This window comes from Geomonas agri (assembly GCF_020179605.1).
Lineage (GTDB): Bacteria > Desulfobacterota > Desulfuromonadia > Geobacterales > Geobacteraceae > Geomonas > Geomonas agri.
On the sequence record NZ_JAINZO010000002.1, the window covers coordinates 963,834 to 975,869 of the forward strand.

Annotated in this window: 6 protein-coding genes; 4 read left to right on the plus strand and 2 right to left on the minus strand. The window is 53.9% G+C overall.

Annotated features, from left to right (window positions below; all coding sequences use genetic code 11):
• Positions 1 to 557: 557 nt before the first annotated feature.
• The 4 genes from K7R21_RS15715 (at position 558) to K7R21_RS15730 (ending at position 9,131) form a co-directional block, all read left to right on the plus strand.
• Positions 558 to 2,303 carry a hypothetical protein gene (locus K7R21_RS15715; RefSeq protein WP_224984223.1) on the plus strand — a complete coding sequence of 582 codons (1,746 nt, stop codon included), beginning with the start codon at positions 558 to 560 and terminating at the stop codon, positions 2,301 to 2,303.
• A 77-nt stretch (positions 2,304 to 2,380) separates the two neighbouring features.
• Positions 2,381 to 3,586: a hypothetical protein gene (locus tag K7R21_RS15720; RefSeq protein ID WP_224984224.1), complete on the plus strand. Its 1,206-nt coding sequence runs from the start codon at positions 2,381 to 2,383 to the stop codon at positions 3,584 to 3,586.
• Between the two features lie 84 nt (positions 3,587 to 3,670).
• Positions 3,671 to 4,372, plus strand: a complete 702-nt coding sequence (locus tag K7R21_RS15725; RefSeq protein ID WP_224984225.1) for a macro domain-containing protein — start codon at positions 3,671 to 3,673, stop codon at positions 4,370 to 4,372.
• A 19-nt stretch (positions 4,373 to 4,391) separates the two neighbouring features.
• Positions 4,392 to 9,131: a DarT ssDNA thymidine ADP-ribosyltransferase family protein gene (locus K7R21_RS15730; RefSeq protein WP_224984226.1), complete on the plus strand. Its 4,740-nt coding sequence runs from the start codon at positions 4,392 to 4,394 to the stop codon at positions 9,129 to 9,131.
• A gap of 253 nt (positions 9,132 to 9,384) precedes the next feature.
• Here the strand turns inward: K7R21_RS15730 and K7R21_RS15735 are convergent, their stop codons facing one another.
• Together K7R21_RS15735 and K7R21_RS15740 are read right to left on the minus strand one after the other, a co-directional pair.
• Positions 9,385 to 10,407, minus strand: coding sequence for a hypothetical protein (locus K7R21_RS15735; protein WP_224984227.1), 1,023 nt, complete (start codon positions 10,405 to 10,407; stop codon positions 9,385 to 9,387).
• A complete protein-coding gene (locus K7R21_RS15740) occupies positions 10,404 to 11,993 on the minus strand; it encodes a hypothetical protein (RefSeq protein WP_224984228.1) in 1,590 nt (529 codons plus the stop codon). The genes K7R21_RS15735 and K7R21_RS15740 overlap by 4 nt, the downstream gene beginning before the upstream one ends.
• Positions 11,994 to 12,036: the final 43 nt, after the last annotated feature.

Consider the following 12,036-nt stretch of genomic DNA (forward strand, 5'->3'; position numbering starts at 1 on the left):
AGGACAGGCGGCGTTTGTCCTACGCCATGCAGTGCAACATTTAACACTAGCGGTGAAATCTTTCCGCTGCAGATGCGACAGCACCATTTACTCAGCCAAAAAGTCACATATTTGCCCTTTATGTAAAGTACACTGAGACAGAAGTTCCGACCAATATTGCATCCTGCTCGCGCTGTTCGTGTGCTGATACTTGTTACAAGGCTTTCGCCGATCATCCTTAGATGCTTGACAGGATGGAAATACTAGCCTATTTTAACGAAATTTAATAGGGGTTGGCCAAAGTCCTGCAATTGTGATAGTGGAAATTAAGTAGCAGGCCCCCCGATGCTTTGGTGATAGAGTCACGATGGGAGACAAGAAGGCTTCAAAGAGTAAATTCTTATTCGGAGGCAGATGTTTTGATAGAGCCTGGAAACCTATTCGCCTGCAGAATCAATGCGCATCGGCATCTTTGGAATGGAGAGATTTGTTCAAACCCAATAAACTGGAATTGCGGAAACTCTTCCTCCAGCTTTCATGAAAACTTCTGCGATCGTGGCATCTCCAGATGCAGCCATATGCGGATTTTCGATGCTGTGTCGCCGCGGTTCATCACTCCAGACGCTTCGGTGACAAAGCTTGTATCGCAGCGCCCCGAACTTCTCGACGATCAACTTCTCATCTTCTTCGGCCCCAAGTTTAATCTCACTTCCGGGATACTTTCAGGCCCTTCTGACGAGGTCATCTATGGCGGATACCGAATCCAGAGATGCTACATTGAAGGTGAAAACTCCTGGAGACAAGCCGTAATCGAGCCTTACCCGGAGGACTGGGCCATTTTCCCGCCCAACCAAGTTAAAAGACCCTGGTTTGGCGGCACCATCCCAGGGATTAACTACTTTAAGCCCATGGGAATATCTGCCATCCTTGACGCAGTAAGGGAAGCCGAAAAGGTCGCCCGAGCCGACACCGCCTGGACGGAGCATTTAAAATTGAGGGTGCTCCGCTTCTCGGATCAAATTGAACACTGGCTGGCAATTGCGGAGAAGCAACTCCAAAGCCTGACTCCCTATCAGCCGGAAACAGAACCTCCGAAAACTTACCACTTTGGTAACGAAGGATTCGGATCGCCGTTTGCTGCAAAATTAAAGGGAGTGAAATTTCCCACACAAGAGGTGTCTGTGCCCGTTTCCGATAGGGCACTACCCGCCACCAGCGCAGAGTTTGAAGAGTCAATATCCGGCGCCGTGGCAGTTACATCCCCTGATGTTGATGCCTCTTACGATCAGCCATCGGATTCGGCATCTCCAGAACATGATCTGCTTTCGACGGCTTGTAGATTCAACGTAGCCAATTCTTTTATGCCGGAAGACTCTGAAGCTGAAAATATCGCCCAGGAGTACGGAGAGAGTATCGTGAAAGCCCTCCGAGTGGCCTCGATCTCAAAACCGCTACTGATCTTGACCGGACCTCCCGGTGTGGGCAAGAGCCGACTGGCGGGACGCCTGATCGACGACGGGAACCGTGAACGTTCTATCGTAGTTCCTGTCTCCTCAACTTGGCGTGGACGCGAGGATCTCTTGGGATATGTGAATCCGGTGACACAAGGATTTGTCCCGACGTCTTTTACCCTTTTTGTTAAGCGCGCCGAGGATGCTTGGCGTTCCGGTGACACCCGTTTGTACCTTGCCATCTTTGAGGAGTTCAATTTGAGCCAGCCTGAACATTGGCTCTCTGACTTCCTGGTGAGGCTCGAGTATGACCCAGATGACCACAACGACAGGACCATCGATTTAGGGGCCTCCTTCATGTATGGTCTGAACAACTCAATGTCCAGCTCCTCTCTCTACCTCCCGCCAAACCTGAAGTTCGTCGCAACTATAAACAACGACCACACCGTTCGTCCGCTTTCGGCGAGGATCCTTGATCGATCTGCACTTATAGAGGTTTCGGCTTCAGGGAAGGATGCCATGAAGCGCGCCGGCATCGATGACATTAACCAGATTGGGGACATCGTGGAGGATCTCAACTATCGCATAGAATCGCACGGGGTCGCTTTCTCGGTTCGTACCGCCTGTTCACTTTCGATGGTAGTGCGACATCTGCAGGGTATGGACCCCATGGATGCCTTGGATCATGTATTGGTGCAAGGAGTACTCTCCAAACTTAGGCTTCACGCTGGGGACCCGGGTGATGAGTTGCTGCTTCATCGACTACAGGAGTGGATTGCCCGACCTGCATGCGCACCTCTGGTGCTGTGCTCGGAGCGCATCACTGCCTGGGATGAGGCGAGACGCCAGGGGCGGGATGTCTTCCAAGCATGAGTTCTACAGCATGGATAGATCTGATTGTGCTAGAGTTACGGGAGTTCGCGGCGGAACTCCTCGAGAGGGGATTGACAATGGGGAGCAACAAATCCGATCTTATCGGATCCCCCTTACAACAGACCCTCCGCGTGGTAGAGAAGGTACACAACCTTGTACCTCGCCTTCTGAACGAGCTCGAGACAGAAGAACAGGGGGCTTTGGCGGAAATGGTACCCGCAATGGTGCCCCGGCACGCATCACTCTCTACTCGACCGTGCGACTACGCGCTCTACGGAGGCCAGACGATCCCGTATCGTTGGCTGCGTCCGGAGCAAGAACAGGTCCTCCCTGCCGCACCGCTGCGCTGGATCATGCATGTGATCCAATTACTTCATGATGACCTTCAATTGCATGCAGGCCGCTTACGGAAGCAGGTTGAGGTGGCACGTTTAGTCCGTGACGGTGACTCTGTCTATGCAGTCCTCGACCGCCACCAACTTGAGCACATGCTCAGCGAAGTATATCGTGGCGAGGTCCAAGTACAGCGTTCTCTGAAGCTGTTGCAGCGGCGCTACGGCAAGAAGCTTAGCCCAAGTCAGTACCCCCCTTCTCCCTTCCCCCGTTCCCATTCCTGGCTCGATTTCAGGCGGCTGTCCGATTCTCTGTCCCGGAAAGGCAAGGCGATGACGCCCTGGCTCAATGAACTTCTGTCGGCACCTGTGCCACAGGCTGATGCCCCTTTCCTTTACCAGCGTTGGTGCGGGTTGCAGTTGCTCCGCTCCTGTGAAAGGCTCGGGTGGGAACCTTCCGGAGAGATCAGAGGGGCGTTATTTTTGGGAGGGCCTTTGGAGATCCGGAGGGGAGAAAAGAAGGTGCTGCTCTGGATCGAACCCCGAATTTCAACGCGAACTGCCCACTTGACAGGCTGGAACTGCGTAGAAAAACAGGAAGAGCTGACCCCGGATTTTCTGCTGGTCTGCGAACATAACGGGGGGCGCGACGCCTTTACGCTCGATGCGACACTTTCGACCGGCCAAGAGGCCATTGCGGCAAAGGGGAGATACCGCAACCGCTTACAGGGGGTCGACCGAATTGTTGTTGCAGGTGTACCAGTACTCAGAAGGCCCTTGCGCTCGTGGGCCGTTGCGCCTTTTCTATCTCGCTACTGCAGGCTCGGAGATACGGAAGGCTGGACGGGTATGATCCCGTTGCGAGTTGAACAGAAAGACCGATCAGCGCTTGATGCGTGGATGGGAGACGTATTCAGACATGCAGAGGCAGCGGGATCAAGCCCTGCGTAGGTTGAGGTTTCTTTGAGCCGCCCACAGCTGAATTCTGAAGGAATTCTGTAGAGATTGGTTAATTCTCGAAGCAAAGGTATCCACATGGCTTTAAAGATAATACAAGGAAATATTTTCACGTCTCACTGCCAAACCATTGTGAATACCGTCAACTGCTCCGGCATCATGGGGGCGGGGATTGCACTTGAGTGCCGTTTCCGCTGGCCGCAGATGTTTCAGGCCTATGTGGGACTCTGCCAGAAGAAGCAAATGAAGATTGGACTTCTATGGTTGTACAGAGCTTCCGATAGATGGATCCTTAACTTTCCCACCAAAAATCACTGGAAAGACCCCTCGAAAGAAGAGTATTTGCACCTTGGGCTTCAGAAGTTCATGGGCACCTACGAACAGAAGGGGATTGAATCCGTCGCGTTTCCGTTGCTCGGAGCCCAAAACGGGGGGCTAGACCAGGACATTTCGCGGCAGATAATGGAATCGTACCTGCGGGAATGCATCATTCCGGTAGAAATATACCGCTATGATCCGAACGCACCTGACGATCTTTTCTTGGGCGTCAAAGATGCTCTGGCAGGCAGGACTGCGGCGGAGATTAGGGAGGCGGTTGGGCTTCATACCGACCAGGCCGAGAAGGTCCTTGATGCTTTGCAGAACCCTGCCATCTGCCAACTCAACCGAGTTGCCACCGTCAGCGGCATCGGTTTGAAAACCGTCGAGAAACTCTTCTCCTTTGCACGGAATCCAGCACTCAAGGTTCCCGATGCAGTTCAGCAACCTCTGACATTTTGAAATGCAATGGAGTGTATTGATGACTGAGAAGGAACACGTTGAAAGCATTATGAAGGTAATGGGGGAAATTGACAGGAAGGGCGTACTTCTGCACCATTCCCTTGAAACCCTTTCGAGCGCCATATATGCAGACACGGACCGCTTTATTTACGAGTTGTTGCAAAACGCATGCGATGCCGCAACTACAGAAGGGGTGACCGTCACGGTTTCCTTGGATGAGGAGGGAGTGCTCTCCTTTTGCCATGACGGTGTGCCGTTCTCCAAAGAGAACGTGGACTCTCTTTGTGGAGTCGCCGAAAGTACCAAGGGCCAACGGGTTCAGCAAATTGGATACAAGGGTATCGGGTTTAAATCCGTCTTCGGGCAATCAGGCTGCGTTGCCATCCAGTCCGGGAAATATTCCTTCCGATTTGATCGCGAATTTTGGGAGGACAAACTGGTCCCCTGGCAAATTGCCCCGATTTGGACTGATCCCGACTCAGTTACCATCCCCTCGACGGGCAGTGGCATTACGACGATAGTTCTGCGCCTTCACAAGGGAGTCGATGTCACAGGGCACCTGCTGAAGATGGCTGAAAATCCGGAGTTCGTCCTCTTTCTGACTGCACTTAAGAGCTTCAGGATAGAAACCGGGGGGATTGACAGAACCATCTCTAAGCATCGGGTGGACGAGCTGCTGGAAATCCAGGTTGACGGCAAGACTTTGTGCCGCTATCTCATCCGTGAGTACCACCGAAAAGTGTCACCCGAGGTGCGGCTCGCCTTAAAAGAGGATGGAAATATCCCGCCAAAGATGAAGGAAATCGACATCGTCCCCATCTCGCTTGCCTTACCGATAAGCGCCGATGGCAGGCCGGTGGAGGAAAAACAGCCGCTCTTCTCCTATTTCCCGACGAAGGAGCGAATCGGCCTGCCACTGCTGGTCAACAGCCTCTTCCACACGACCGCATCGCGTGAGACCCTGTCTTCCGAGCACACACTCAACAAGTTCATTGTTTGCGAAATTGCGGCCTGCGTTACTGAGTGGTTGGCAGAGATGGCGCTGAATCCGGGCCGCCGCCCGGATATGCTCCTTATCATTCCCGGGGCCCCCGGTTCGTCGCCCAGCTTGGCCAGGGATTTTGACGCCGCCCTGCAGAAGGCCTTTGCAGCCACCGCATGCGTCCCAGACGCTTCGGGGACCCGATGCATACTTGCCGCTACAGGTTTCAACGACTCGGCAGGCCTTCTTTGTGCCATAGATGCCGACACGTTTGTGACGGCCGATGGCACGGCCCGGCACCGGATCCACCCTTCCCTGCGCGGCGCGGACCGGCTTGAGCGGTTTGGACTGAGGAAAGTCACCATAGTTGACCTGCCGAGGATAGTAACCCAGTTCAGGGACATTTTGACGGTCGCGGCGACCAACTTCGCTTTCGCACAGCAACTGCAGCGCTACGGCCAAGGCACCGAAACGGTGAAAAATACCCCGTGGCTGCTTTCGTCGGACGGCAGGCTTCTGCGACCCGGACAGCTCTTTTGGCCGCCGGAGGACCCTGAGGTGGCCGAGGCACTACCTGAGGAACTGCCACAGGTTCATCCCCTCTTTGTCAAGGAGAGCGCAGGCAGTCCGGCACTTAAAACCTGGCTGATGCAGACCGCTGGAGTCGCATCAATAGAGCCTGCCGCGATAGTGAGGAACTATCTCCTGCCTCTGCTCAAGGAGGGCACTCTTTCCGAAAGTCGGTCGCGTTCATGGTTGCGGGTGGCTTTCCAGGCCTACCAGGATCACAAGACCCACCAGAACTTGCTGACGAAGCCGCTGACGGAAGAGGAGTTCCGCCTACTCGGTGCGCTCCCGGTTGCCACCAGAAACGGTGGGCACAAACGTGCGCGGGAATGTTGCCTGGGACTTCCGTACTTTGCCGACACAGAATGGGACACGTTGGCCGCGGCACCGTCTTTCTTTGATTTAGTGGCTGGGGAATACGTGTCCGGCGGGACTCCTGAGAGTTGGCTTGGGTTCTTTACGGCCATTCAGGTTTCTGTAATCCCGAAGTACCTAAAGGAGCAGTTAATCGGGGCGATGAAACTCGGTACGCAGATACCAGAGACCCGCAGAGAATTCTGGACGTTCGCCGCCTACAAGTTGCACTGTGAGAAGCGCCTTAACCCGGACGACTACGCCTTTCTGGGGGCGCTGCCGCTGGAAACTAAAACGGGAGAAAAGAAGCCGGCCAGGGATTGCTGGCTCGGTGCACCCTACGCTAGCGGGATTGATTGGGAAAACCTGCTCGGTAGTCGGGCGGACTTTCATTTCGTAGCAGCCGGATACCTCCGGTTGGGGGGCTCTGCCGAGGAGTGGGAGGCGTTTTTTCGGAAGATAGGTGTTTCAGACGGCATCCGGTTCAGAGCTCTCGGTGATTTGAATCGTAAGCAGCTCAGTGAGCGTTTTCCGAACTACCTTGCATTTCTCGATGCAGAAGTGATCATACCTAAGGCCGACAGGGAGAGGCCATTAAAGCATCTGGTACAAAGCCTGTGCTGGCCCAACGTCCACCTCGATGCCTTCAAAGATGACCAGTGCGGTTATCTGTTGGGGCGCCACTTCGTAAAAAAAGCCCTTTCCTCAGAGTCTGAATTGCAGGGTAAATACATTGCCGACAAATATTATTACTTTGTCCCTTCTACAATCCGGTATCTGCTGAAGAAACGCAGGGTGTGGCCCGGCAGCGATAAAAAGTGCCATCTCGCTTCTGAGCTCATCGTCGAAAGCCCCGAGAACAGGATTTTGGTCGGTGACGATATCCCCTTCATAGACGCGGAAGATTACGATGTCAGCCCGAAAGTTTTGGCTGACTATGGATGCAAACGCGTTCTCGACACGAGGCAGTGTCTGTGGTTACTCGGCAAGATAGCAGAGAGCAGTGACATCACTGCTGCGACAAAAGAAAGGATCGACAGAATATACAGGCGCCTCGAGGCCATCCGTACTGGCCCGTCCGGGCTGGATCTGCAGGCGGTCGGTGACTGGGGGACTGACGCTGCCCTCCTGTCTGAGGCCGGCACCTTTTGCCACCCCACTGCGCTTAACGTCGCCGAGGATTCGGATGAGCTGCTGTTGTTCGACCGCGAGGAACGTCCTTTTATCGGAGAACTGGCCTCCAACGAGGCATATCGGCTGCTTACAGGTTTGGGTGTCCGACCCGTGAGTGCTGCCGAGATCGAGGTGGTCACCTGTGATGAGTCTGCAAGTCCGGAACTGACCCAAATCATCCACAACAGGCGACATATGCTTGCCATGGTGGCCGCAGGTCAGCAGGCCTCGCTGCAGGCGGTTGATGATCTGAGGAAGATTTCCTCCCTTGAGTCGCTGGAATGCTTTCGGGTGCGAAGTTACGTCCTCCGCCAGGCAGACACATCCAGAACAAAAGAAGGCTCTAAGTTGAGCTGCGTCGTGAGCGGGACGAACAAGCTCTATTTCATGGGAAACGAGAAGGATGTAAAGGTTATTTACGCTGTGGCCCAGGAGTTGGCCCGGAGGCTTGAGAATCCTAAGTGCTCGCAGGGAATCGATCTTTTGCTGCGGCTGTCTGAGGCTGATGGCAAGGATTGGCTGGCCCGGCAGGGATTTGACGTATCAGTTCTCCCCGCGCCTGTTCCTGAGCCGGCGGCAACCCCGGCGGAGTCTCCCGTTGTCGCGCCGAAAGAGACCGCGCCACCGAAGCCTGCTGTGGAAATGTATCTGTGCGAGCCGGCCCGTTTTCTGCCAGAACTGCGCGAAAAATGCCGCGAGAACCGTTTCTGTGCGACCCAGGAATCCGGGGTGACGCGAGATTTCGCCGAGAGGCTGATCGCCGACCTGGCGAAACAGAAGTCGCGCTGGAGCGGGTTCATCTACCATTTCACTCACGTGGAGAACCTGGTTAAGATCCTGAAACAGCAGGCGATAAAATCCCGTAGTCGAAGCAACTCCTTTTGTGATTCCGCCGGAGGGAGCCTGATAGCCCACACCTCAGAGACCGTCAAGGGGTTCGCACGCTTCTACTTTCGGCCCCTGACCCCGACACAGTGGCACAACCAGTGCCTGGGCCGCAGTTACGGCGACATTCGGGCCCTTTGCCCAGTGCCTATATTCATCCGGCTGCCGCTTCGGGAGGTGCTCGCGGCAGCAGGTAGCAGGTGCGCCGTCAGCAACGGCAACATGGCCTCTCAATCCAGCCGTTTCGGTAACCACCCTGAATTCCTTGACCATTTTGACCACGCAAATGTCTACGCCAACCACGGAGAGGTTTCTGTTTCGAAATTCCTGGCGGCGTCGCAACAAGAGTTCTTGGTTCAGGAAGAACTGAGCCTAGCGGACCTTCCTATTACCCTCATCTGTAGAAACGAGCAGGACTTCGGCACGCTTTGCTACCTGATGGAGGCAGCGGGAATTACGGGTTTCAGGTCAAGGCAAGGACGGACTGGCAAGAACGAGGTCGTGATCGATCCAGCATTATATTATGATGATGTCCCATCCTTGGAGGTGGGAGTCAACCAGGGAACGGTGGCAGCTAAACTATTGACTGGTAAGTCCCTGAGGGGCGATTTTTGCCTGAACGCAAAGTCTCTAGGCAGTGACGAAGTGAGTTCCACGGCTGTAGTGTCAACGGAGGGAAATGCCTCGCTCGAGATCAGTTTCGGACTGCGCGGTACATCAGATGCGGATGTCAACATCCATTATTTGGAGGCTGGAAAGCGATGGCTTGTCTATGGTGGCATTGTAAAAAGGGCATGAGATTGAGGGGCCAGGTTCGCATTGGGAAATGAATTGTGGGGAGCGGAGGCTCTGACACCAAGGTAAGCGGATTGTAATTTTCTTAGGAACTTTTTTGCAAAATGTTACGAAAAACGTAGCAATCTGCAAAAAAGTTCCTAAGAGAATACTACTTTTCCCCCCGTTTGGTAAATTAATTCCGAAAATGTAGACAGGTCAACTGACATTAAAAACAGCTAGTTACGCATACCGCTCATGTAAATATAGCCCAGAATTACTGGAAAGAACTTCCATGACGGGACACTAGATGACGTTTTGCGTAGTTGTCGAACCATTTGAGGACGTCAAGGCAACCATGAATTGGGGTGGTCAGGTTGTAATTAGGCATCTCCCCGTGAATTTTCTTATTTAGGTACAGATGGATGTACCGCATCAAGGGCAGAATGTGCTTTTCGTCGTTCCTTAATTTCGGGGACAAAAAATCTTCTATCAACTTCCACCGATCCTCGGACTTCTCTTTGATATGGGGTGCGACCTTATTTACTATTTTTTCAATAAAAAGCCGGGGATTTGGCTCCTGGACAAGTCCTCCGGCAATGTGTTCGGGGGAGGACTGCAGGTATCGGTAACAAAGGAGGAGGTGCTCGCGCAACACGCGAAGGGTAGGGTTTTCGAAATGACGGCTGACAATGCCGAAGGTTTCGTAGTTATCGAGGAGAATCTGGCGCAGGGCAGGATGGAGCATTCTATGTCGTATTACATCATAGCAATCCTCGTCCTTGCACACGATGCACTGCTTCCCCTTGTCGCCCTTCAGTATCATCGGGACGTGGATTCCATCTCCCAGGTCCGGGTTGGCGGTGAGGAATATGAGGCTTTTTACGAAGTCATCGACGCTGCCGTTAAAGTCCAAGTGCCGGGCGAAAAGCAGATTAACTATGGCATCTCCCTCTCGTTGCGGCTGGAACAGCTTCTCTCCCTCCTTCCCCATCTTCTGTTGGGCAAGTAGTTTCCCTACATAATTGTAGCGGTATCCAGTTTTGGAAAGGTTTCTGTCAATGATGAACAGGTCGTAATCGCATCCATTCTTCCCCAGCTCCTTAATGGCCCCCACAAAGGTGTTTTCTACACGGATAAGCGGGTTCGATTTGAAGGCATCAACGATCCTTTCGCCGATGTTGGGCGAGTTGCGGTCAATTGATTCGAGCTCTTCCACGATTTCAGGGCTGATGAAACCGAAAAGCCTGATCATCGTGTCGACGCTGAGCTCGTCCTCCAGATAAAAGATCTTTTTCACTTTTCACCCTCCCAGAAGTTGGAAAATTTCAGATTGACCACATAGCGCCTGTTGTTGTGTGTCCGCTCCGGCGGCGGAGCGCCCATGACGCGAGCTATATTGTCGATGATGACGTTGCCCAAGCCGGTAGAGGTCATCGGGACGTTGGGGGAGAAGCTGTTATCCACCTCGAAAACCAGGTTGTTTCCCTGCTTAGCGAGTCGGACACGTATCTTCCTGGATTTCCGGGTAACCGAGCTCGCGTATTTCACTGCATTGAGAAGGATTTCTCCCAAAATGGTGTGAAATTTGATGTACGCCCCCTTGTTGTCCCGCTCCGTTGACAGGAAGAGCCCCTTGGCATCGTTGATCCGCAGATCGAGGCCGAAGAGGTACTTCTCGGCAAACGCCGCCAGTGCGGCCTCCTGGGTTTCTCCCTCCTTGGTGGCCAGATCCAGGAACTCACCTCTGCATTGAAAGAGGGTATCTGAGTCTTTGAAGTACCCGGAACGGATGGCGTCATAGAAAATGTCGCCATTCAGGACGTTCCCGATCGCGGCGGTCATGCCACATAAAATGATTGAATAGAGGGACCATTCGGTCGGCCTGGTGCTGGCGTCGCTGTAGAAATCCTGCTCAGTACCATGGAAGGAGAGGGTGGCAGCGCTGGTCATCTCGCGTATGATGTTGATGCCGATTTTCGCGGTGTCTATGGCGCTGCCGACCCGGCTCAGGTTTCCCGTCAGGATGTAGCTCTTTGCTGTTTCCAGGGGGCTTATCGCGTTGCGAACAATGTTTTTTATCGAGTGGCAGAGGTTCTGGATGACGATGTCCCTGGCTTCGATTACCGCCTTCTCCAGCTCGATCTGCCGCTGTTGCTCCTCGATGCGTCTGGTCCATCCGTCCTGCATTTCCTTTTTGGCGCGGTCGCTGCCGGTCAGGTGAGGCAAATGGTAGAGGATCTCCTCGCTCAGGGCCAGGGTGACCTCAAAGATCCGCTCTAGATACACCGCCGCCTCGTATCCTTCGTAAGTGAACTCTCCCGATTTGTTCTGCCGATAGACAGTCAGCGCCAACTCGAAGAAGCTCACCAGGTCGTCGCTGTAGGTGTCAAAACCCCTGATCCTCCCCAGCGTCCGGTCCAACTCCGGAACTGCCCCCGAGTCCAACAATTCGAGATAACGATCGAAGAAGAAGCTGATGTCAGGATCATCCGCGGCTGGAATGTTGTCCGGAAGCAGCAAAAGAAGTAGTACGGCAGAGAATGCTGCCGCCTGCAGCATTTCCTGCGGGTCGCCTTCCGAGGCCAGCTGCCGCAGCAGCGGGGTAAGATCCTGCTCGACGGCGTCCTCGAAGCTTTTCAGAGGGCGCTCCCGGTTAGGGTCAAGGTTGAGCGCTTTCTGGTAGTGCTCTTCTGCGGCTGCGATATCTCCCAGCAGCAGGTGGAATACCGACAGGGAGGCATAAACGTCTTCCTTTGCCCCCTCCGTGCACTGTGTCAGATCCGCCTCGAACAGACGGATCTGCTCCTCGGCCCACGTGGCCAGGTGCGAAAACACGGGTAGGTCGGAGGGTTCAAGTTCAATATAGTTCATGTCGTTGGTCATTTTTTTATCCTTAAATGGGAGGTCGGGCCTCGTTTTAGCCTGC

Excerpts from the sequence above, each read along its gene's own strand:
- K7R21_RS15715 (WP_224984223.1), top strand. The coding sequence starts at position 558 with ATGCGGATTTTCGATGCTGTGTCGCCGCGGTTCATCACTCCAGACGCT.
- K7R21_RS15720 (WP_224984224.1), top strand. The coding sequence starts at position 2,381 with ATGGGGAGCAACAAATCCGATCTTATCGGATCCCCCTTACAACAGACC.
- K7R21_RS15725 (WP_224984225.1), top strand. The coding sequence starts at position 3,671 with ATGGCTTTAAAGATAATACAAGGAAATATTTTCACGTCTCACTGCCAA.
- K7R21_RS15730 (WP_224984226.1), top strand. The coding sequence starts at position 4,392 with ATGACTGAGAAGGAACACGTTGAAAGCATTATGAAGGTAATGGGGGAA.
- K7R21_RS15740 (WP_224984228.1), bottom strand. The coding sequence starts at position 11,993 with ATGACCAACGACATGAACTATATTGAACTTGAACCCTCCGACCTACCC.